At 65.7% G+C, this 22,600-nt stretch carries 19 protein-coding genes and 1 riboswitch; of the genes, 13 read left to right on the forward strand and 6 right to left on the reverse strand.

The features are described 5' to 3' along the window. Positions 1-70 precede the first annotated feature (70 nt). Genes A5694_RS06310 through A5694_RS06320 form a run of 3 tightly spaced genes read left to right on the forward strand, consistent with a single transcriptional unit; the run spans position 71 to position 9,540 of the window. A complete protein-coding gene (locus tag A5694_RS06310) occupies positions 71-3,469 on the forward strand; it encodes a hypothetical protein (protein WP_064920987.1) in 3,399 nt (1,132 codons plus the stop codon). Continuing rightward, on the forward strand, positions 3,466-8,421 hold the full coding sequence (locus A5694_RS06315; protein WP_064920988.1) for a DEAD/DEAH box helicase: 4,956 nt from the start codon (positions 3,466-3,468) through the stop codon (positions 8,419-8,421). Before A5694_RS06310 ends, A5694_RS06315 begins: the two co-directional genes overlap by 4 nt. A 57-nt stretch (positions 8,422-8,478) precedes the next feature. Beyond that, complete coding sequence (locus tag A5694_RS06320; protein WP_065019434.1) at positions 8,479-9,540, forward strand: hypothetical protein; 1,062 nt, start codon at positions 8,479-8,481, stop codon at positions 9,538-9,540. A 483-nt stretch (positions 9,541-10,023) separates the two neighbouring features. On the opposite strand, the gene A5694_RS24275 is transcribed toward A5694_RS06320, so the two are convergent. Together A5694_RS24275 and A5694_RS22430 are read right to left on the reverse strand one after the other, a co-directional pair. Next, complete coding sequence (locus A5694_RS24275) at positions 10,024-10,317, reverse strand: hypothetical protein (RefSeq protein ID WP_234786544.1); 294 nt, start codon at positions 10,315-10,317, stop codon at positions 10,024-10,026. Between the two features lie 186 nt (positions 10,318-10,503). Continuing rightward, positions 10,504-11,328, reverse strand: coding sequence for an A1S_2505 family phage non-structural protein (locus A5694_RS22430; RefSeq protein ID WP_082952546.1), 825 nt, complete (start codon positions 11,326-11,328; stop codon positions 10,504-10,506). A 112-nt stretch (positions 11,329-11,440) separates the two neighbouring features. Here A5694_RS22430 and A5694_RS06340 point away from each other — a divergent pair, with 112 nt between their 5' ends. The 5 genes from A5694_RS06340 (at position 11,441) to A5694_RS23970 (ending at position 14,833) form a co-directional block, all read left to right on the forward strand. After that, complete coding sequence (locus A5694_RS06340) at positions 11,441-12,379, forward strand: ARPP-1 family domain-containing protein (protein ID WP_342710439.1); 939 nt, start codon at positions 11,441-11,443, stop codon at positions 12,377-12,379. 380 nt (positions 12,380-12,759) lie between these two features. Next, a complete protein-coding gene (locus A5694_RS23615) occupies positions 12,760-12,996 on the forward strand; it encodes a hypothetical protein (RefSeq protein WP_131809533.1) in 237 nt (78 codons plus the stop codon). Between the two features lie 209 nt (positions 12,997-13,205). Continuing rightward, positions 13,206-13,955 (forward strand): DUF433 domain-containing protein, encoded by a 750-nt coding sequence (locus A5694_RS06345; protein ID WP_064920992.1) that lies wholly within the window; start codon positions 13,206-13,208, stop codon positions 13,953-13,955. Positions 13,956-13,967: 12 nt separating this feature from the next. After that, complete coding sequence (locus tag A5694_RS23135) at positions 13,968-14,402, forward strand: hypothetical protein (protein ID WP_064920993.1); 435 nt, start codon at positions 13,968-13,970, stop codon at positions 14,400-14,402. Between the two features lie 266 nt (positions 14,403-14,668). Then, the gene (locus tag A5694_RS23970) at positions 14,669-14,833 is read left to right on the forward strand and encodes a hypothetical protein (protein WP_165604373.1); all 165 of its coding nucleotides are present in this window, start codon (positions 14,669-14,671) and stop codon (positions 14,831-14,833) included. 153 nt (positions 14,834-14,986) lie between these two features. Here A5694_RS23970 and A5694_RS06355 read toward each other — a convergent pair whose 3' ends face one another. Further along, the gene (locus tag A5694_RS06355) at positions 14,987-15,346 is read right to left on the reverse strand and encodes a hypothetical protein (protein WP_064920994.1); all 360 of its coding nucleotides are present in this window, start codon (positions 15,344-15,346) and stop codon (positions 14,987-14,989) included. A gap of 86 nt (positions 15,347-15,432) precedes the next feature. Further along, positions 15,433-15,544, forward strand: a riboswitch (SAM riboswitch). Positions 15,545-16,241: 697 nt separating this feature from the next. On the opposite strand from A5694_RS06355, the gene A5694_RS06360 reads away from it, so the two are divergent. Together A5694_RS06360 and A5694_RS24915 are read left to right on the forward strand one after the other, a co-directional pair. After that, positions 16,242-17,528 carry a cytochrome P450 gene (locus A5694_RS06360; RefSeq protein WP_064920995.1) on the forward strand — a complete coding sequence of 429 codons (1,287 nt, stop codon included), beginning with the start codon at positions 16,242-16,244 and terminating at the stop codon, positions 17,526-17,528. A 112-nt stretch (positions 17,529-17,640) separates the two neighbouring features. Further along, on the forward strand, positions 17,641-17,775 hold the full coding sequence (locus A5694_RS24915) for a hypothetical protein (protein ID WP_267887740.1): 135 nt from the start codon (positions 17,641-17,643) through the stop codon (positions 17,773-17,775). Between the two features lie 255 nt (positions 17,776-18,030). Here A5694_RS24915 and A5694_RS06365 read toward each other — a convergent pair whose 3' ends face one another. Beyond that, positions 18,031-18,285 (reverse strand): hypothetical protein, encoded by a 255-nt coding sequence (locus A5694_RS06365; RefSeq protein WP_064921006.1) that lies wholly within the window; start codon positions 18,283-18,285, stop codon positions 18,031-18,033. 68 nt (positions 18,286-18,353) lie between these two features. On the opposite strand from A5694_RS06365, the gene A5694_RS06370 reads away from it, so the two are divergent. From A5694_RS06370 to A5694_RS06380, 3 genes are read left to right on the forward strand one after another with little or no spacing between them, the layout of a single operon-like run. Next, positions 18,354-18,827 (forward strand): nuclear transport factor 2 family protein, encoded by a 474-nt coding sequence (locus A5694_RS06370; RefSeq protein ID WP_064920996.1) that lies wholly within the window; start codon positions 18,354-18,356, stop codon positions 18,825-18,827. Position 18,828: 1 nt separating this feature from the next. After that, on the forward strand, positions 18,829-19,656 hold the full coding sequence (locus tag A5694_RS06375) for an SDR family NAD(P)-dependent oxidoreductase (RefSeq protein ID WP_064920997.1): 828 nt from the start codon (positions 18,829-18,831) through the stop codon (positions 19,654-19,656). A gap of 34 nt (positions 19,657-19,690) precedes the next feature. Next, positions 19,691-21,289, forward strand: coding sequence for a peptide chain release factor 3 (locus tag A5694_RS06380; protein WP_064920998.1), 1,599 nt, complete (start codon positions 19,691-19,693; stop codon positions 21,287-21,289). Between the two features lie 6 nt (positions 21,290-21,295). On the opposite strand, the gene A5694_RS06385 is transcribed toward A5694_RS06380, so the two are convergent. Then, positions 21,296-22,141, reverse strand: coding sequence for an NYN domain-containing protein (locus tag A5694_RS06385; RefSeq protein ID WP_064920999.1), 846 nt, complete (start codon positions 22,139-22,141; stop codon positions 21,296-21,298). A gap of 149 nt (positions 22,142-22,290) precedes the next feature. Next, positions 22,291-22,599 (reverse strand): hypothetical protein, encoded by a 309-nt coding sequence (locus A5694_RS06390; RefSeq protein ID WP_064921000.1) that lies wholly within the window; start codon positions 22,597-22,599, stop codon positions 22,291-22,293. Between the last annotated feature and the right edge of the window lies 1 nt (position 22,600).

Here is a 22,600-nt window from a genome sequence, read left to right on the forward strand (position 1 = left end):
GTCGGGGTCGTGCTCTAAATTTCACCTACTGCGGCAACGGTGCCGTGAATGGTGGACGTAGGAGCTGCTGATGGTGGCCGGTCAACGATCGTTGTCCGAGTGGATGAGCGACGAAGAACACCGACTTCGCCAGGCACTTGCGCCGGTGTCGCTGGTCGTGGAGACCAACTTCAGCGCTGATGAGATCAGCCAAATCCAGTACCGCTACGGCCAGGCAGCAACCGCCCTCCTGGGACGCGGCTATTCTCACCGGGACATCATCAAGAAATACCCGGCACTGACGCTGACGGCCTTGGTCGGACATGCTGCACTGGCCTACGACCAGGGCAAGTACTGGGACGAGTTCTTCGCCGAACTGGGCCGCCAGCGAGATCTGAACTTCGAGAACGCCCTGCGGCACGCGCTGGGTGGTCTGCTCGACAAATTCAAGCTGGCCCGGTTCCCCACCCTGGAAGACCAGCACCAGTACGTGATGACGTTCGCCATGCATGCCGGCATCCCGGTGCACTGCCTGGCCGACTTGCTACGTGTCGTCGACGAGCACCTGACCCAGGGGCGCGACGCCAGCGGCGCCGCCCTGATCGAATGGCTCGACGAACCCGGCAAGGAACACCGCACGTTCTCCCTCGACGTGCCGGTGCGCAACTTCATCCACTACGGCGGCACCTTCGCCGTCGACATCCTCGACCGGATCATCGAAGTCGTCGACGCCACGCTGACCAACCCCGAACTGTTAGACAGCGGCTTGGATTCATCAACCACCGGGCTGCCCGATGTCATCGTCGACGAATTGGTTCAACAGCTGCGCGATAACCCGCTGGGCTGGCAGGGGCGGCGCGCCACTCGGGCCGGTGTGCAACGTCGTCCAGTGTTGCACTACGCGGCGGACGACGACCAGCTGCTGGTCGCCATCCCGTACCCGCGGACCGGCCCGGAGTCACCATGGCGGATGTCGTTCGACGGCAAGGTCCGTGAGGTGTATGCCCAGCGCGGCTGGGGCGTCACCTCCGACGACCAGCCGCCCACCCTGGTGTCGATCCCCGAGCCGGTGCGCGAGATCCTGCTCTGGCATTCGGGCAGTGAGCAGAGCTTCACCCTGTCGACGGTCGACAAAGCCGACCCGCTGCTGGTGTTCAGCGCCGACGGTGCGTGGATCCCCAAACGTGAACTGCTCAAACGCGGTACCGTATGGGCGATCTACCCCTCGTCTGGCGAACTGGTCGACCCGCGCTCGGGTCAACCGGTGGCCACGGCGGTGACTGGAACCCCGGCTGGCTGGCGGGGCTGGTGCAGTGCACTGGTCGATCTGGAAACCGTTGACTCAATCCAGCTGCGCCGGGCCGGCGAGCTCGTTGGTCGGGCACGCTCGGTGCGGCGGGATACCACGCCGACGTTCGAGTTGGGCGAGTTGATCGCGGGATGCCTGACTGTCGACGGCCGCAAGGTGTACTCAAGCCGGCCGTGGGTCATGCTTCCGGTGGACATGTCGCCGGAGCCCACGTCCTGGCGGATTCGGACCCGGCGATTCGACGGCACTGACTGGATCGTCGACGACTCGTGGGACTCAGCCGAGGAGCCCACCTGCGTCGACCCGTTCGACGACTCAGCCGACACCCAGCTCGGTTTGTTTGAGATCGTGGTCAGCGGGCCACTCGGCGCCGACATCCGCGCGGTCGTTTTCATCGCCGAGGGGCTGAGCGTCGACTTCGACAACCCGCCACGCTTTCCGGTGGCCGGCGGACTCTCACCGAGCGCGGCAATGATCAGCTCGCAGTTCGAGCTGACGGTCTCTGACTCCTGGTTGGAGTTCGATCGTGGTGATCGCAGCAGGACCATCAGTGTGGGCGACGGCGCGGACTCCGTCGACCTGGTGATCCAGCCGCCGAGCGTCGAGATCCGCACCGGTCTGGTGGGCCAGCCGGCACCGTGGCGCAGCAGCGCCGAGGCCTACACCCCAGACGGGCTGGGCGAAGACCGCTTCGTTGCGATCCAGGCCCCCGGGATCTCCTCGGTGCAGTTCGTGTTCCTGAACTCGGTCGGGGCTGTTACCCAAACCGAGACGCAGCCGCGTCGCAAAGCCGGTGACGTGTATGAGGTTTCGACGAGGCGTTTCGTTGATACCGCCCGGAATTCTGGTACCGGCCGCCTGATTGCCCGCATCATCAACGATGAAGGTAAGCAGGTCGACGTCACCGTTGTTGCGGTTCGCCCGCCCACGTTCTGCTCGGGAGCGCACCTGGCCGATGGTGAGCTGGTCTTCCACAACTTGCTCGCCGCCGACGATCTGGCCGTCAACATTTGGTGTGCCACCGCGCCGTGGCTGGAGCCGCGGGCCATCCCGTTGGTTGGCGACCGTGCGGTGCTGCCGGCCGAGTTGATCGAGGCCGGTCCACTGGTGTGCGAGGTCTTCGCTGATGACCCGTGGACCGCGGTTGAACCACCTCGCTGGCCTGGCCCCAGCGCGGTCCGCGTCGACCAGCCGGGCTGGGTTTCCGAAGGTGCGTCGGCCAAGCTTTCCCGGTTCCTTGCCGGTGAGGGCCCGGCCCCCGACGCGGTGAGCGCAATGCCCGAAGTGTGGTCGGCGCTGCGCTTCCCGGCTACCGGCGACGTCAGCAGTCAGCGCATCGAATCCGCATTGACCAGAATCTTGCGCACGGAGCCCCGGGCGGCATTGGAAGCGCTGGGCAACAGCACCATTGCGTTGGAAGACAAGATGGCGCTGCTGATCCGCACCGAGCTGGTCAACTGCTCGTTCGCCGCAGACTTCACCTTGAACGAACTGCATGCTGACCCGTGGTTCGGCTGCATGGTGGAGCTCTCCGATTTGGCGGCGCTGCACCGTGCACGGGACAAGAAGCGTGCCGAACGCGCCGAGACCCTCGCGTACTTGAAAGATAAGGGTGGTCGGAGGCTGATCGAGAGCCTGCGGACCGGCAAGTTCGACTACGTCCGCGAAGGCAGTTTTGCCAGGAATGTCATGGCGATGGACAGCATGCCGATCGAACAGGTTGACGCGATCCTTGACGAGCTGCGGCTGGTGCCGGGAGCCCTGCTGGGTTCAGGTGCCCGGATGGCGGCTGCCGTCGAGGCGTTCCAACACCGTGCCGAGTGGACGGTATCCGGATGGTCGGATAGTTTCGCCGCCCAACTTTCCCACGTGCTGACCCCGATCCGCCGTACCTGCCCGCCGGCCTACCAGGTGATCGGGTTGCGCAACTCGCTGCTCGATGGTCTGGACCTCCAGCAGTGTCCCTGGATGTTGCTGACCCTGCAATCGCTGACGCTGGCGGTGCTGGCCCGGCTGGAAGCCCACGGCCGCATCACCGGGCAGTACCTGAACTCCGGGCTGCTCGCGACCTGGACCCGGCTGGCTGAGCTGGCCCCCCGACTGGTGTCCACCGACCTGTTGATCGCCGAAGCCCTGGTTGTGCACTACTGCCATGGCGACCTCATTGGAGACGAATCGTGACCAAAGCCCTTGATGCGCTTGCCGTTGGGCGACAGATCGAGGAAACCTACAAGCGCTATCTGAAAACCCTTCTTTCCCCACGGGATCCGGACTTGGCGCGTGCTTTCGATGCCGAGGTGGACGGCTCGCAGCTGCTGACCAAGGGACCGCTGCTGGAGCTGACCCCGCCGTACGCGCGGAAATCGTCGATCAACCAGCTCATCGGCGAGGGGCTGCTGCATCCGGGGCTGCGGCGGATCAACTTCCCCGAAGACCAGCCGCTCTACGTCCACCAGGAAACAGCGATCCGCAAGGTGTTGACTGGCCGAAACCTGGTGGTGAGCACCGGAACCGGCTCGGGTAAGACCGAAAGCTTCCTGCTGCCGATCCTGAACTCGTTGGTGGCCGAGGAGGCTGCTGGCACTTTGCGACCGGGTGTGCGGGCGCTGCTGCTGTACCCGATGAACGCGTTGGCCAACGACCAACTCAAGCGCCTGCGTGAAGTGTTGAAGAGCACCCCGGAGATCACCTTCGGGCGGTATACCGGCGAGACCAAGCGTACTGAGGGTGATGCGCTTGCGGAGTTCAACGCGGTTAACCGCGGCAAACAGCGCTTGCCCAATGAGCTGATCAGCCGCGACGAGATGCGCCGAACCCCGCCGCACATTCTGCTGACCAACTACGCCATGCTCGAATACTTGCTGCTGCGGCCGGAAGACATCGACTTGTTCAGCGGTGCGCACGCCGGCACCTGGCGGTTTCTGGTGCTCGACGAGGCGCACGTCTACGACGGGGCGCAAGGCTCCGAAGTGGCGATGTTGCTCCGGCGGTTGCGTCAACGGGTAGCAGGTGGAAAAGCGTTGCAGTGCATTGCCACATCGGCGTCCCTGACTGGAACGTCGTCGGCGAACGCGCCCGCCGAGGCGATGAAGTTCGCCCGGGATCTGTTTGACGCGCCGTTCGAGCATGTCGACTCCGAACCGGGGCGCCAGGACCTGGTGACCGCAACCCGTGAGCCGCGGCGGTCCAGGCCGACCTGGTCGCTGACTGGGGAGCAGCTGCTCCGGCTTGGGACTGGGGATGAGTCCGAGTTGGCGGCGCTGGCTGGGGTTGATGACCCGGCCGAAGCGCTGCACGCCGAGACTTTGACAGCGGATCTGAAGGCCGCCTTGGCGGGTGGACCGCGGGCTGTGCGTGACTTGGAATCTCGGCTGTGGCCCGAGGACCCGCAGTCGGCGGAGAAGCTGGCCGCACTCGTCGCACTGGGCAGCCGGGTGCAGGATTCGGCCGGTAACCCGGTGCTCTCGGCTCGCTACCACATGTTCGTCCGGGCCACCGAAGGCGCGTTCGTCAGCTTCGCCGATAATGGTCCACGAATATTCCTGGGCCGCCATGAGATTGATCCCGACAACCGCCGGGCGGTATTCGAGTTCGGCACCTGTCAGCGGTGCGGTGCGGTGCACTTGGCCGGTGATGTCGAAGATGACGAGGGGCGTCAGTACTTCCGGCCGTCCACCAAGACCGAAGGAGCGGTGAAATGGCTGGTCCTCGTCGACGGCGCCGGTGACACTGTCATCGACGAAGACGAAGCAACCCTCGGCGACCAGCGCTTCGCAGGCGATGCCACGCTGCGTTCGCTCTGTGTGGGCTGCGGATACTTGACCAAGCCGGGGGAGACCGCCTGCTCGGGGGGGAGCTGTCCCGGTGGGCCGATGAAACTCGTTCGTGAACACCCGAACACCACGAGCGTGATGAGCAAATGCACCGAATGCGGCGCACTGGCCCGGCAGGTGATTCGCCGGCTGCGCACCGACACCAATGCCGCACCAGCGGTCATCACCACCGCGCTGTATCAGGAACTGCCCGAAGCAGAAGATGAATCAGCTGATCATGTTGGCGGTGGCCGGAAGCTGCTGATGTTCTCCGACTCCCGTCAAGCAGCGGCCTTCGCGGCACCGTACCTGGATCGCACCTACGGCAGGCTGTTGGAACGGCGCTACCTGACTCAGGCGCTGCAGGATCCGAAATACGCCGACGAGGATCTGACCGTCGAAGATTTGGCTATCGTCGCCCGTAAGAAGGCCCGTGCCGCCGGCCATTTCCGAGAAGATATCGGAAAGATCGCCGAGGAAAAGACCGCCAACGAATGGGTTGTCGGCGAGCTGCTAACCATGGACGCCCGCCAATCCCTGGAAGGCCTTGGGCTGATGCGGGTCGCCCTCAAGCGCCCGCGCGGCGAGTCACTGCCGCGCGGCCTGACCTCGCTCGGGCTTAGCGAGGATGAAGGCTGGGCGCTGCTGGATGAGCTGGTGAAGTCTGCTCGAATGCAGGGTGCGATGACTCTGCTCGATGAAGTCGACATCAAGTCCGAGCGGTTCGAGCCACGCAACGTCACCGTCCGAATTCGCTCCGCCGGTTCGGATGCCGCGAAGAAGGTACTCAGCTGGCTACCCAGCGGCCACTCGGGCACCACCAACCGGCGCATTACCTTCACCAAGAAGGTGCTCGCGGTCGCAGCATCGAGTGCCGATCCCCGCAAGGTGCTCGACGGCTGTTGGAAGTTCCTCTGCGACAAGGGCTATATCACGGTCGTACCCGACAAAACATCCAGCGACGTCTACCAGGTCAACCACGAAAAGCTGCTGGTCCGCAACGGCTTGGACTGCACCTGGTATCGCTGCGACGTGTGCCGGCGCACCACCGCGTTCTCGGTGCGTGGCGTCTGCCCCAACAACACCTGTGACGGGAAGCTGTCCGAACGCACCATCCCGGATGCTGCATCAGACACCAACCACTACCGGGTGATTTATCAGACGATGACCACTGCACCACTGTCCGCGCGCGAACACACCGCGCAGTGGAGCGCACGGGAAGCGGCCACCATCCAGGATGAATTCATCCGCGGCCAGGTCAACGTGCTGTCGTGCTCGACCACGTTTGAGCTCGGCGTCGACGTTGGCGAGCTGCAATCGGTGGTCATGCGCAACATGCCGCCCAAGACCGCCAACTACATTCAGCGTGCCGGCCGGGCTGGCCGCCGAGCTGCCTCCGCCGCATTGGTGTTGACCTATGCCAGGCGCACCTCGCACGACCTTGCGAAGTATCAACAGCCCGAGTCGATGATCAACGGGCAGATGCGGGTGCCTTGGGTGCCGATCGACAATGTGCGAATCGCGAGGCGCCACGCACATTCCGTTGCGCTGGCTGCATTCTTCCGGGATGCTTTCGAATCTCATGGCATGCAGTGGAAGTACGCCGGCGAGTTCTTCTCCCCTGAAGACGGCCAAGAGGCGCCGGCCTCGCGGGTGCGAGCCTTCCTGACCCCGGTCCCGGCCGAGATCAAGGCCGCACTGCAACAGGCACTACCGAAGCCGATTGCCGACGAGCTGGGCGTTGCCGACGACGCGTGGGTGCCGAAGCTGTGCGACCTGCTGGATCGAGTGCGCGATGGCGTGAGCTCGGACATCAAAGAGCTCACCGAGGCCATCGACAAAGCCGCTGAATCCAAGAACGGTTGGTTGATGGAGCGGCTGAAGAAGACTCGCGCTACCGTCGAAAGGCGCCAGCTCCTTGGCTTCCTGGCGAACCGGAACGTTCTGCCGAAGTATGGATTCCCAGTGGATACCGTCGAGCTGCGCACCGTGCACTGCGCCGATAGGTCCGGGGCGAAGCTCGAATTGGACCGTGACCTGAGCCTGGCAATCTACGAGTACGCGCCGGGCAACGAAGTGGTGGCCGGCGGGAAAATCTTTACCTCTCGCGGTCTGCATCGGATACCGGGTCGCGAGCTCGAAGAGTTTCAGTATCGGATTTGTAAGCTGTGCAAGCGGTTTCAATCGGCTCGCGTACTTGACGCCGGCGATCCCTGCCCAGGCTGCGGTGAGAAGTTCGGGACAGTACGCAAGTATGTCATCCCGGAGTTCGGGTTTGTTGCCGACTCGCAGACCCACGACGTCGGTACCGAACCACCTGCGCGGAACTGGTCGGGGGCCAGCTATGTCGTCGATGTTGGTGACGAAATCATGACCGAGACCTTACGGGCGCCATCGGGTATCGAGGTCGTCGCGCGGGCGGGCAAGCGCGCCACCATGGCTGTCATCTCCGATGGCGGCACTGGCGGTTTCCACGTCTGCGACTGGTGCGGGTGGGCCAACGTCTTTGAACGTTCCAAGGTCAAGCGCAAGCATGAACGCCCGACGACCGGCCAAGAATGCACTGGCCCGCTTTCGGTGCTCTCCCTTGGGCATCAATACCAAACCGACGTAGCCGAGTTCACCTTCAAAGACCCGCGGTTCCTGGGCATCTCGGAAGAGAGCTGGCTCTCGACGCTGTACGCGCTGCTCGGAGGTGCCTCTGAAGCGCTGGAGATCACCCGCGACGACATCGACGGTGCGCTCGCGTGGAGCAAAGAGGGGCTGCGCAGCATCATCTTGTTCGACACCGTCCCGGGCGGGGCCGGAGCGGCGATGAAGATTGCCGAGAATGTCGAGCTGGTTTTGAAGACGGCTCTCGAACGCGTGAACACCTGCGACTGCGGGCCCGAAACCTCTTGCTACGGCTGCCTGCGGTCCTACCGGAACGGGCGCTATCACGACAAGCTGTCGCGATCGGGAGCGCTGCAGATTCTTGAGTCTTTGGGCATCGATGGGCTACGGAGCGGCATGAGTGACGAATGGGGGGTCGCGCTCGACCTTGCCCCGGATCGACTGGAAGCGTTGCTCGCAGAACTGGCGACCCAGGGCAAGCCGGAGCCTGAGGTCGGCGTCGAGCTGGGCGAGCACTACTGGCCCATCGAAGCCGTGTGGCGGCGGGAGAAAGTTGTCGTCGTCGATGGACGGGACGACGAACGGGATACATCGCTAGGCGCAGAGGGCTTCAGCGTTTTCCAGCTGGGCGACGTCGACAGTGGCACGTTGGCTGCGGTCCTCGGCGCCGTGGATTCATCTTTGCCGTTGAGCCACCGGAACGCATAAGGCAAATCCGGCAGTGACAAATTCAGGCCGTCAGCCGGTTACGGGAGGAAAGATTCTGTGGATGATTGGTTGACCTGGTTAGGCCTCGGCGCCGTTGCGATCTATCTGGTTCAGCGATTCCGCCGTCGTGCCGTCGACCCCGGTGGCGAGGATCCGGCCCGGCACCTCACCATGCTGTTGAAGTGGGGTTGCCCGGCGCTGGTGGCGGTAATCGCGGGGGTCAACATCGCGGTGGTGAGCATCATCGGCGTCATGCCGCAATTGCTACTGCTGTTTGTAGCTGATGCCGCCTTGCTGCTCGGGATTGCCGCGCTGGCGGTCTGCCTCTGGGATCGTGCCGAAGCCCTGCGTCGCCAGACCGGCTACGTTATCTGCGAAGCGAGCTACGCCGACGCCCCACGGCACATCAAGAAAGCTATGCGCCGCATCTATAGCTCGGCGCGAGCGATGCGCGGCGGGACCGCGTACCAGACAGGAATTTTCGGTGACATGCCGCTGGAGCAGCTCGTCTACTCTGCGGCTACCCACGCGGTCACGAGCGCGGAGCTGACGGCAGCGATTCGAGACCTCGAGATTGACTGCGGCCCAGACGACCGCGCTGCGCTGGAGGCGGCGCACCGCAGGCAGCAGGAGATTCGCACCTACCTGCAGCAGGTGGAGGCCGCATTGGCTCGAACCGCTACCAGCGCCGAAACCCTGTCGAACCACCTGGAGCAGCCGGCCCGAGAGCAAGCCGCCGCGGCGAAACGAGAACGAGCGCGCGCCGAGTCGGCGCAACGCCGCCAGATGGCGCTGGACAGGCTGGAGCAGGCTACCGCGCAAGCGAATTCAAAGGACAAGATTGATAGCTTCGTGATCGAGGACCGAGTGACATCCATCCAGGCCGGGTATGTGGAGGCGAAGGAAGCCTCCGATGCTGTATTGAAGGGACCGACCTTGCCGCCGGCGGAGAACGCGGCGGAGGTGAAGCGACCGCTGTTGAGCGCGGAAACCAAGGCGGCGGCGCGTAAGCGCGCATTGAAGGCAACCAAGTGGACTGCAGATGCGGCCACCCGGCTGTCGCGCACCGCTGCCAAATTGGTCGCCGAGAAGCTGGAGAAACATTCCGACGAGAATTGAGCGGATCAGCGCATACGTTCAAGATGAATGCTGCCTCGGGAAGATGCCATGCGAGGCGGACCGGCCGTCGAGATCGATTTGCATGCAGCAGTACGGAGTTGAGCCAGCTTGCAGCACATCGACGTCGGCCGGAACCGTTGATTTAACATTGCCGCATGGCAAGGGTGCGCAAGTTGGAACGCGGGACGCAAGATGTAAGACCGCACAGCTCTGAGGTCGATTGCTACTTCCAGGTTCTGGACGATGAAGATGGGCGTCAGTTGCTCCACCTGAGCACGTTCGGCTCAGACAACCGGGCATCGGCGCCGAAGAGCAGTCAGTCGATCCAGATCGATGAAGAGATCGCACGCCAACTGGCAGCGCTCTTAGTCGAGACGTTCCCGCGGGCACGCCCGGGAGCGCCGCGAGAGGGTGACTAGGTCGCTTCAAACGTCTTTTGACCGAACGTAATTCGATGTTTCAGTACAGTGGCTGTTCCTGCACTCAGCCGCGCATGTTCGCGAACGGAAGGCGCCCGTAGTGGGCGCGGAAGTCAGCGAGCATTTTCGTCTCGGTGTTCGCCGCGTCCGCGTCATCGGTGACTCGCCAGCCGACGAGCAGTTCATCGTGATCGGCGAGTTGCCAGATGCGCTTGCCGCCTGAGTGACCGATCGGCACGCCGGCGCCGAACTTGCGGAACTCGTCGAGCCTCTTGCGCAGGTGGCGATTGCCGTCGCCGCCGAGATTGGCCTTGCCGATGTATACGATCCGTTCGTCGGGCACCCACAGCGCAGCCAACTCAGTGACCGGGACAGTCGGGTCCTTTCCCTTGAAATGCCCCGCAGGCGACACGCCCCGGGAAACTCGGGGCTTCGTCACTCGGCCGCAGGACAATGTAGACGCCTGGCTGTGTCGGCACGTCCGCGTCCGGTAGCTTCGCGAACGGCACCCAGCCGTTGAACTCTTTCAGGTCAATCGGATCAGTCATGTCGACTCGTTCTCCAGCCACGAGCTGAACTCCACAGGCAGGACCACGTTTTCGGGTCTGTCGGCAAAAAGTGGCGCGATCTGGTCGATGCGGTAGCCGGCGATGCCGGTTCCGATCGGTGTGACCTGAAAGCGCAACTCGGGGTGGGCTCGCGCATAGTCCAAGAAGGTGTCCACTTCGGCGGCGAGGGTGGCAAAGCCGCTCATGGTGTCGATGGCATAGGACTGGCCGTGGTGGCCGTGCCCCTCGCCCCAGACCGCACCGAACTTCTGGAAGGCGTCGCGGGCGGCCCCGCCGTCGTGCATTCCGTGCGCGTTCGACCCGAAGACGAACACCTCGTGGGGCGCCAGCCGCTCGATACGACTGCCGGTCAACGAGTCCATGACGCGGCGCTGGATCTGATTGAGCGCATCCAGGCGCACCCCGCGCGGCAAATTCTCGATCGCGTTCACGGCGATGGCGACAACTTCGCTCAGTGTCGGCCGCGCCGAGGCGGACAGGCCGACTGTCGTGGCCAGGGCGGCCCCGCCGGCGTCGGGTTTGCTGCTCGGTAGCGAGTCGCGTAGCTCTTCGGTGGCGAACAGGTCATCGAGGCCGACACCGAGTGCGCTGGCGATGGCGAGCTGCTTGGGGTGCGAGGCGTTGCGGTATCCGGTCTCGAGCTGCGAGATGTAGGGGTAGGAGATGCCTGCCGCTTCTGCGAGCGCGTTGCGGTCCATGCCGAGCTCTTCGCGCCGGCGCTTGATCCTCTCGCCGACGCCCGCGTCACCCCGGCGGCGGGAGTTGCCCCCGCTGGGGTAGGGCCGGGCGCGTTCTCTCATAGCCCCAAAGTACCAACCGTTATGCCACTGGCAAAGCTTCAGATGCGCACGTCGCTCAGTTTAGCTATGCTGACAGCACCGAAATATATATGCGTAAAGCATAGGAGACATGATGAGCCCAACTGCAAACCCGACCCTTCCCCTTCTTCACGTGGGCAGGGGCGCCCAGTACGGCGCCCTGACGCTCTTTCCGGTGTGGGCCGACGGCGGCGCCGCCACCGGCCTCGAATGGGACCTGGGCGCCCTGGACGTCGCCGAACACGACGGTGGCGGACAGGTGAATTCGCTGGCCGCGATCAACTCCGGCGACAAGCCGGTCGTTCTGCTCGAAGGCGATCTGCTCGAAGGTGGTTGGCAGACAAGGATGATCGCCCGCTCGACCATCCTCGGCCCGCATGAGACAACGAATCTCGCGGCGCTCTGCGTAGAACAGGGCCGCTGGGAGTCCAGCGGCAACCGCGGCCACCGTGCCGCCGGCCGGCGGGTCTCCGCCTCGCTTCGGGCCGCCCGTGACCGCGCCTGTCGCCGGGGCGACGATCCCCAGCACGAGGTATGGCACGGGATCGCCTCCCGCTATGAAACGAACGTTAGGACGGCTACCAGTTCCTTCGCCGACCACCTCGATCGTGTTGCCCGCGAACGCAGTCGGCGCACCGAGCGGCCGCTTCCGGCCAAGCCGCTGGCAGGCCAGCGCGGCGTGATCATCGGCATAGGCGGCCGGGTGCTAGGTATGGAGCTGCTGGCAACGCCCAACGCGCTCGCCAAGCGCTGGACCGGCATCCTCGAGGCGGCTCGCTTCGACGCCGACCGCGCGCCGGAGGCGGCGACGTCCGGACAGCGGGCCCGCGACTTCGCCGTCAAGGTCGAGTGCGCGCACCTCGACGTGGCCCGCGAGTCGGCCTCCGTGGTGACGCTCGCGGCCGATCGGCGTTCGCTGCACCTCAGCGGGATCGCGCTGCCGGAACCGGTCCGCTCGATCGATGGCGAGTTCTGGCGCATCGTCCACCTGGCCGCCTACGACCAGGCGCATCCGCTGCTAGCGGGCGTGTAAGCATGCACCGGAGGAGGGCGGGATGCGGTCGGCAGGCCCGCTTCGGCCCCCTTGGAGGTGGCCGGTACTCCGAACATGACCGCGCTGGCGTTGTCCGCGGTTGCCGAAGCACCGACATCAGCGTGCCGACGTGCACGCCGCTGAAGGCTCGGAATCTGCGAAATGGCGTCTGAGATGGCAGCAATCAGTGTGCATGGCTTGGATAATGACGTTGCCGCTCGACTGATAATCCGGGAGGCTTTTCACCACGGCCGGCGGTATTGACCTCGACATTCCACTGCGATCCGAGATACCGCGTGCGGCACGGTTGCCGTAATCGTCATCGACGCAGGCGTCGACGCGGAGATGATGCGAGATGAGCCGAATCCGAGCGTCCTTGCGTGGGCCGACACGGTGGGGCGCCTGCACACCACGGCGATCACCCTCGCGAGATCGAGTACGGCATCGCGCGGCTTCCAGACGGACGCCGTAAAGATCGCCTGGCGGATGCTGCCTCTCGGGTGTTCGGTGAAGTCGACGACGGGATCCTGGCGTTCGGGACGACCGCCGCTCGTCGCTACGGCGAGATCGAGGCTGCCCGGAGCAGAGTGGTCGACCAATCGCGGGCGTCGATGTGACCAACCGCTGGACGCTTTGACTGGACCGGTCAGGTGGTCGCCCTGGGGTTTGAGGGCGGCGCTGCATGGGCGTTAACGCTGATGACGATCCCGATATCACGTGGAAGCGACACCGATTTTTCGCAGCGAGTTTCCGGCCCCAAGCGGAAGTCACCGACACCCGCCGCGGCCCGCTGAAATGTGTCGGTGTTATCCGGTACGCATGTGTCATGCTGTCGTCCATGCCGGCCGCCTCGATGCTTGATCGCGAGGTCTACCTCTACGCCGAGGTAGACCGGCTTGTCGGGCTCAACGCGGGGACGGCGCGGCGGTGGATAAACGGCTATCGACGCAGTGGTCGGTCCTATGACCCGATTCTGCGGGAGTCGGCCCGCGATACCGAATGGGTGACATGGGGCGAGCTTGTTGAGACCCGCATCCTGGCGGAGTACCGCGAACAGGACGTACCCACACCGCGGTTGAGGGCAGCGGTTGACAGTCTGCGACAGCTGTACCGAGTGCGCTACCCGCTCGCTTACCTGCGCCCGTACCTCACCGTGCAATACCGGGACCTGACCATGCCCGCCGAGGTCGCCGACATTGATGCATTCGAGCCGCGGCGCCCGTACGACGAGACCGCTGCCGATGAATCGCGGATGGTGGTGCGCACTCGACAGATGCTGCTGGGCGCTGCGGGTAAATCGGTGATCGACCATGCGACATTGGCGGACGATGATGCAGGCGAGAAATTCGTCGCCGAGTTGACGCCCGACCTGGAATTCCCCGGCATCATCATCAGCCCCGGCCGGTTCAGCGGACAGCCAACGTTCGTTGGCCGTCGCGTATCGGTAGCAACCATCGCCGGAATGGCTCTCAATGGGGACCGGCCCGAAGACTTGGCCGCCGACTACGGACTGAGCCTGGCGCAGGTGCGCGCGGCGATCACCTACGCCGAGAAGCACAGGCTGGCAGCGGCGTAGGGCCGGTTTCCGATGACGACCCTGGACGATGTTCGGTTTGTCATCGACGAGAATCTGCTTCGTATGGCCAAGGGCATTGTCGGCGTTCGCCGCGACACCGCGGTCTTCAGCTTCGCGCCGGTCGAGGAGTTGCTGCCCGCCGGAATTCTCGACACCGAATGGATACCGGTGGTGGGTGATCGCGGCTGGGCAGTGATCACCAGCGACCGACGGCTGCGAACCCGACCCGCCGAGGCAGGGCTTGCAGTGACACACAAGCTCAAGGCGGTGCACCTGCATGGTTTGGGTGAGCGGTCCGCTTGGGAGCAGCTGGTGCGTCTGGTGTCGCGATGGGAGGCCATCGAGAGACAGGTGCAACGTCACCCCGATGGGCCATGGTGGCTGTCGTTGCGCGCCAACGGTGCTCGGGCGATGCGGTTCGAGCCGGGAGCCGTCGAGCGCGTGTAGGCAGCGTCGGCCTTATCGGCTGCCCTGGGGGCCATGGACCTCGGCGTCTGTGAATCTTTGCTCGCCGAGCACCTGCACACGCCAGCTTGAACACCGTGCCGACGTGCACCCCGACTTCGCCACCGTCGATGGCGCCGAGCAGGCCCGGGCCATCACCGGCTATCCGGAGCCGCTCATCGATCGCTCACTGCGGTCGGCCCGCACCGTCGAGGACCGTGCCGCAATGACACAGCGCATCCTCGCGGTGTTGCCGGAGGCCGTCACCGATGGGGCGGCGCTACACCGTACTGACCCCCGGCAAGATCACCCGCCTCGACGAGCCCACACTGGCCGCCGAGCTGGCCAGCGCCGACCGAGTGGATCTGCTGTGTGCCTTCGCCAAATGGCAGAGCTGCGGTTGCTGGCTGGATCGACCGGCTGGGCCGTCATGATCGCCATCCGTGGCCACGCTGGCATTCGCCGGCTACGTCCCGGCGCTGCGGGTCGAAGAACAGCAGGCCCTCACCGCCCGGCGCCGCGATGCGCTCCGGGAGCGCGCCGGCCGGCAGCACCGCTGGGCGCTAGCTACAGCCAGAGGTCGCGCCTCAGGCCGGGGCGGTACCGCCGCCTGGCGTGCCGAGGACCTGCTGAAGCAGCGCGACGATGCGCTGCTGTCCGGCCGCGGCCAAGTCGAACTTGGTGCGCATCTCCTGGCGCATGCTCGACATCTCGCCTCGCATGTCGACGATCTCGCCTCGCATGTCGACCATGTCCTCGCGCAGGGCGTTGATGCTCGCGGTCGTCGCCCGGCGGAAACCGCGCATCGCACTGACGTCGCGGGCGACCGCACTGGCGAGGTCCCGAAGAGCGGCGACGTCGATTTTGGTGGCCCGCACCTCTTCGCGCAGGTTGCGCACCTGGCCCTCCAGCGCGGTGACGCGCGGCTCGAGGTCGTCAGGCTGCATGGTGGCAGCGTACGCCGGTTTCGGGGGTGGGGAAGCCGTCCACAACCGGCCCCGACCTGTCGGCGCCGCGCGCCATCCTGACCGTGCGTCATGAGATGCCATCGCCAAGCTCCGACTTGACGGCACGCCAACCCCACGCTCGTGGGTGGCTCGGATGACGACGCGGCCCGCACCAACCGGTGCCGGCAAGAGCGCCACTATCAGCACGGGGCCCGACAGCTCGGGAGTGCTGCTATGTCATCACGGCAAGCCTGCGGATCCTACGCATCCGGACAGTTGATCCACTGGATCCAGGCGAAGAAGTCTCGTGAACCCGGCCAGCCGGTGATCCCGGTGAAAATCGTTGCGGTACATGATGATGGCCGCGTCGAGCTGGAAGGAAGGGGCCTGGCCGTCACGCGCTAGAATTCGGGACTCACTTTCGCTACTACGACGCACAGGGGTGCTGATCATGGCGGAATTGGAACTGGCGAAGCTGCAGGCGACCGCTGCCGAACTGGATTGGACGGCACCGCTTCCAAGGGCGCTGCGCCGACGCATCCGAATCCGGAACGGTGGGACTGCGACTGCGAAGCGGTAGGGCGCCGCCAGAATCTCGAGCAGACCCGTCCCGGTGTTCTACGGCCACTATTGGCGACAGGGTTCGCCGGCACCCGGCGACAACTTCACCGAGCGCACCGCTTGCGTGGACTTCAGTGCTGCGAAGGGCGGCGCGCTGACCGCCTACCGCTGGTCGGGGAGCGCTGGATCCGGCCCGAGAACTACGTGCAGGTCCCATAACCAGGCGATAGTGCCGGCGCCATCCAATTGCGAACCACCGGCACCGTCGGAAAGGCCGGCGACCCACCGGAATCCACCAAGCGGCAGACGAGTAACCCGCTACCCTGAGGCGCACATGACCCACCCCGTACGCTACCGACCCGGCGATGCGCTGCTGGCGTTGCACCGCCGCCGCGGCCCGATGGTCGACGCCGGCGTAGGCCGGCACGGCTACGTCTACCTCTTCGGTGCGCAGGCCAACAAGTTCGTCTTCGCCAACTCCGACGCCTTCAACTGGTGGGAGGCCTTCCAAGTGCTGGTGCCCGTGGACGGCCCCACCGCGCTGATCGTCAGCGACGGAGCCGACCACCGGCGTCGCCGCAGCGTAGTGCAACCAGCGTTTCATCACCGGCACCTCGCGGCCTACCTGCAGATCATGGCGGCCAACGCCGATGCCGTCATCGACACCTGGCGGCCCGGCCGAACCATCGACATCTCGGCCCAGCTGCGCTCGGCGATCCGGCGCAGCGCCATTGAGTCCCTGTTCGGCCAGCGGATGGCCGGCCACGCCGACTTGCTGGGCGACCACCTGCAGCCGCTGATGGACCTCACTCATCGGCTACCCCAGGTGCTCAAGGCCGAACAACGGCTGCGCTCCCCGGGCTGGCGGCGCGCCATGGCCGCCCGGGCCCGCGTCGATCAGCTGATCTACGCCGAGATCGCGCGCGCCCGAACCGATCCCAGCGCCGACGACAACGTGCTGGCCGCCCTCGTCGGCGGGCGCACCGAGGACGGCGAGGCATTGCGTGACGACGAGATCCGCGACCAGATCGTGTCGCTGATCGCCGCCGGCTATGAAACCACCAGTGCCGCAATGGGTTGGGCGGTGTATGCGCTGCTGAGCACTCGCGGGGTGTGGGAGACCGCCGCCACCGAGGTCCGCGATGTTCTGCACGGCCGCGCCCCCGACGCCGCCGACCTGAAGAACCTGACCTATCTCAACGGCGTCGTGCACGAAACACTGCGGCTCTACCCGCCGGCGGTGGTCTCCGCCCGCAAGGTCACCTGCGAGTTGTCGTTCGCCGGCCGCCGCATCCGCGCCGGGCGCACCTTGGTGTTCAGCCCGTATGTCACCCATCGACTCCCCGAGCTGTGGGCCGACCCGCTGCGCTTCGAGCCGAGCCGCTGGGATCCGGCCTCCCCGGGGTATCGCCGGCCCGCCCCGTATGAGTTCCTGCCGTTTGGCGGCGGAACGCATCGCTGCATCGGCTCGGCCTTCGCGACGGCCGAGCTGACGGTGATGCTGGCCAGGCTGCTGACCAGAACCCGGCTGCACCTTCCTGACCAGCGCATACGCGCCGGAGGCTACGCGGCACTGCAGCCCCGGCATGGCCTGAAGGTGCAGATCGGCGACCTCCGCTGAATCGCCGCGCCTTTCCGCTGAATGGGACAGCGCTGGCATTTTCCTTAGAGGTATGATGTGGTGTAGACCACGGTCGATCATTCAGTGTGACATAGACCACAGGAGGACGGTCATGACGGCTTTCTTGAGCGCCTTGGGTATCACCGCGGCCACCGCGACCATCGGCGCCGGCCTGATGGGGCAGCCGACGGCGGCATTGTGCGTCGGCCTGGTCTCGTCGGCGTTCTTCGCCGGCCGAATTTGCTGAATCGTCCAAACAGCAGCAGTCATAGTCACCAGACGTGGCACGCTCATCGGCGTGCCCGTCCCCCTGTCTGAGAACCCGCGATTCGCCAGCCCTCCGAACGGCACGTCCACCAAGCACTGATCGACCAGTTGCAAGACGGCGACGTCGTGGTGGCCGGCTACTTCTTGGGGTTCCCGAAGAACTGCACCGACGCCCGGCGGCCCGTGCGGCAGGCGAGGGCCGAACTGCTTGGCTTCGTGGCGATCTGAACCGAAGCTACCGCGTCCCCGGAACATAGGTCCGGCACGAATACGTCCCCGGATCACACATCACCGGCAGCGTGGTGCGGCCACCGTAGATGCCCGGCAGATTCCAGGTCGGCATCAGCGGGCCGTCATACCAAGGGTTGGGCATATAGCGGCAGGTGTCGAACGCCGCGCACGGCGGCTGCGGGCCCTCGGCCACCGCGGCCGCTGGCATCGCCAGGCCCAGCCCGAACACGGCCAGTGCGGCCAGCAAGGTCGTGCGCATCGCGGGCTCCTTCTGCTCAGTTGCGCCCACCCTCTCACCGGCCACCGACAAAACCGTAGGGTCGAGCGGTGAGCATCGAAGACCGGCTGGCCGCCCTCGAGCAGATCGAGGCGATCAAGGCTCTCAAGCACCGCTATCTCCGGGCCTGCGACGCCAAGGATCCCGACACCTTCCGGGCCTGCTTCATCGCCGAGGGCGCCGATGTCGACTACGGCCCGCTGGGCGGGTTCACCGACGCCGACCAGATGGCCGAGGTATTCCGCCGCATCGCGCTGCACACCGTGGACGGCAAACACGTCATCTTGGACATGCACCACGGGATGCACCCCGAGATCACCATCACCGGACCCGGTCGGGCAACCGGACGTTGGACGCTGAAGTTCCGCCAGCTCAACCTGATTGAGCGCACCGAGCGGCTGCTCACCGGCGAGTACGACGACGAGTACGTCATCGAAGACGGGGACTGGAAAATGTCACGCTCCCATTTCCGCCAGCTGTGGTCGATGGTGCGCCCACTCGGTGACGCCGCGGTGGAGGCCTGAGATGCCCGACGCACGCATCGCCCTGGTCACCGGAGCCAGCCGCAGCGTCGGCAAGGGCATCGCCCTGGCGCTGGGCTCCGATGGCTGGACGGTCTACGTCACCGCGCGGGGGGAGGGCCCGCTGGACGAGACGGCCCGGCTGGTCACCGAGCGTGGTGGCCATGGCATCGCGGCGCAGTGTGACCACCGCGACGACGCCCAGATCGCCGCGCTGTTCACCCGCATCGCCGCCGAGCAGGACGGCCGGCTGGACCTGTTGGTCAACAATGTCTGGGCCGCGCCCAAAGGGTTCGCCGGGTTCACCGAGAAGTTCTGGCAGCGGCCACTGTCCGACTGGGACACCCTGATCGGGGTGGGGCTGCGCGCCCACTACGTCGCCGCGGTGCACGCCGCGCAGCTGATGGTGGCCCGGGGCAGCGGCCTGATCGCCAACATCTCGTCGTTCGGCACCCGCGGCCACCTGCACTCGGTGCTCTACGGCATGTCCAAGGCCGGGCTGGACAAAATGGCCGCCGACATGGCCGTGGAACTGGCCGGCACCGGGGTGAGCGCGGTGTCGCTGTGGCCGGGGCTGGTGAAAAACGAAGTGATGCAGGGCTTCATGGATAAGGGGCTGGACAACTTCCAGGGCTTCCCGCTCGCCAACGCCGAGACCCCGGAATTCATCGGCCGGGTCATCGTCGCGCTGGCGGGTGACCCCGATGTCGCGGCCCGCAGCGGACACACGCTGATCACCGCCGAGGCCGCGCTGGAGTACCACGTCACCGACATCGAAGGCAACCAGCCCGACTCACACCGCGAACTGTTCGGCGGCGGGCCACTGTATTGACGGTGCGCCAATCCCCAATACACTCGCTGGCGCCATGACCGACACCGCCCTGAAATTCGAAGCAGGCCGCCGCCGAACCTTCGCCGTCATCAGCCATCCCGACGCCGGCAAATCCACCTTGACCGAGGCGCTGGTGCTGCATGCCAAGGCCATCACCGAAGCCGGCGCGGTCCACGGTAAAGCCGGACGTCGCGCCACCGTGTCGGACTGGATGGAGATGGAGAAGGCCCGCGGCATCTCCATCACGTCGACCGCCCTGCAGTTCCCGTACCGCACCGCGCGCGGGCAGGACTGCGTCATCAACCTGCTCGACACCCCCGGCCACGCGGACTTCTCCGAAGACACCTACCGGGTGTTGACCGCCGTCGACTCCGCGGTCATGCTCATCGACGCCGCGAAAGGTCTTGAGCCGCAAACACTCAAGCTCTTTCAGGTATGCCGCCACCGTCGGATTCCGATCATCACCGTGATCAACAAGTGGGACCGCCCCGGCCGGCATGCCCTGGAACTGATGGACGAGATCGCGACCCGCATCGGGCTGCGCCCCACCCCGCTGACCTGGCCGGTCGGCATCGCTGGGGACTTCAAAGGGGTGCTCGACCGCAGAACCGGGAACTTCATCCGGTTCACCCGCACCGCCGGTGGCGCCACAGCGGCACCCGAAGAGCACATCACCGCCGCCGACGCGCACGACGCGGCCGGCGCTGACTGGGATACCGCAGTCGAAGAGTGCGAGCTGCTGAGCGCCGACGGCTCCGACTTCGATCGCGAGCAGTTCCTCGACTGCACCGCCTCGCCGGTGCTGTTCACCTCGGCGGCGTTGAACTTCGGGGTGAATCAGCTGCTCGACGTGCTCGCCGAGTTGGCGCCGCCGCCCAGCGGGGCGCTCGACGACGCCGGCATCCGGCGCCCCACCGACGCGCCGTTCAGTGCCTTCGTGTTCAAGGTGCAGGCCGGAATGGACTCCGCCCACCGCGATCGCATCGCTTTCGCGCGGGTGTACTCGGGAAGTTTCGAACGCGGCGATGTCCTCACCCATGCCGCGACCGGCAAGCCCTTTGTCACCAAGTATGCCCAGTCGGTGTTCGGCCAGCAGCGTTCCACGCTGGACACCGCCTGGCCCGGTGATGTGATCGGACTGGCCAACGCCGCCGCCCTACGCCCGGGCGACACACTGTATTGCGATGTACCCGTGCAGTATCCGCCGATACCGAGCTTCTCGCCCGAGCACTTCGCGGTGGCACGCAACGCCGATCCCAGCAAACACAAGCAATTCCGTCGGGGCATCGAGCAGTTGGATCAGGAGGGCGTCGTTCAGGTGCTGCGCTCCGATCGCCGCGGCGACCAGGCGCCGGTGCTCGCCGCCGTCGGACCGATGCAGTTCGAGGTGGCTGCCCACCGGATGGCCACCGAGATCGGCGCGCCGATCGAGTTGGAGTCGCTGCCGTATCAGGTCGCGCGAATTGTGGACGCCGCCGACGTCGACTTCGTCGGCAGGCAGTCGTTGGCGGAAGTCATGACCCGCACCGACGGTGTGCACCTGGCCCTGTTCTCCAACAGTTGGCGGCTGCAGGGATTCCAACGCGACAACCCCGACGTGCAGCTGCGGTCCCTGGTGGCCGCGGAGGGGTAGCCGGCCTCATCCGCGCAGCCGCACCATCCGCGTCGTCGAACTCTCGTCGAGCTCCACCAGATCGCTGCGCGACCGCAGAAAATCACTGAACGACTTGAAGCCCAACGACTTTTCGCTGAACGACGGGTCCATCCGCTTCATCTGCGCCTTGACCGCCGAGTTGTGCAGCCACTCGACGTCGTCCTTTTCCAGGCCGAACTGCAACGCGCGGGTCAGCAGCCGGGTGGCGGCGGCCTGGGGGTCGTGCTGGGCCGGCTCGTCGGCTTGCGTTGTGGCGGTGCGGCGCCGCGCCGGTTCGACGGCCGGCACCCCGGGCAGGGCGTCGTAGTTGACGAAGTCGTCGCACGCCGCGGCCAGTGCGCGGCTGGTCGATCCGGCGACCCCGATCCCGACCACATAGCGGCCCAACCGTTTACAGCGCTGCGCCAGCGGAATGTAGTCGGAGTCGCCGGCGACGATCACCACATGCGTCAGGTCGGGCAGCCGGAACATGTCCTCGACCGCGTCGACGGCTAACCGGATATCGGCACCGTTCTTGCCGTAGGCCGCGGCCGGGAACAGCTGCACCAGATCCACCGCCCGGGCGACCAGTTGCTCGCGGTAGCCGGTGTTGACCTCGGCCGACCAGTCGGCGTAGGCGCGGGTGAGCACCAGCGTGCCGAACGACGACGCGAAGTCGATGATCGCCCCGACATCGACGGTGGCCCGGGCGAGGCGGTCCGGGTGCTGGTCGAGGCCCTTGGCCTTGTCCTTCTGAAAAGAGCTGCGGCCGTTGAGCTGGTCGTAGCGCGAGATCACGATGTTGTCGAAGTCGAGGTAGACCGCGACCCGGGTATCGCCGGATTCCGTCATGGGTCCAGTGTGGGGTATGGGTGGGCCCGGCCGTGGCGGCTTGGGGGATGGGGGAGTTGCCCGGCTATGAGCGACAAGTTGCGGCTGGAGCGAGATTTGTCGCTGATAGGCGGGCGACTGCCCTGATGGTTCGCCGCCGGCGACGTCGCTTACCCGGCCCGGTACCAGCGCGGAATCAACTCCGGATCCGGCAGCGGATAGCGCCCGTAGAACCCGTGCGGATCACCGCGCAACACCTGCGCGTTCTGAATGTCGGCGCGCTGCCGGATCTCGCGCAACCGGGCCCGCTCGGCGCTACGGTGCGCGTGGTAAAGGCGCACCGACCATCGCGCGAGAACAACCACCAGGGCGATCACCGCCGCGGTGAGGATGATCCAGCGCAGCCACCACAGCACCGCGATGAGCACCAGGATGACCAGCCCCGCTCCGTCGCTGTTGGACTGTCTGCGTTTCCCCATG

It is taken from the genome of Mycolicibacter sinensis (genome assembly GCF_001667945.1).
GTDB lineage: Bacteria > Actinomycetota > Actinomycetes > Mycobacteriales > Mycobacteriaceae > Mycobacterium > Mycobacterium sinense_B.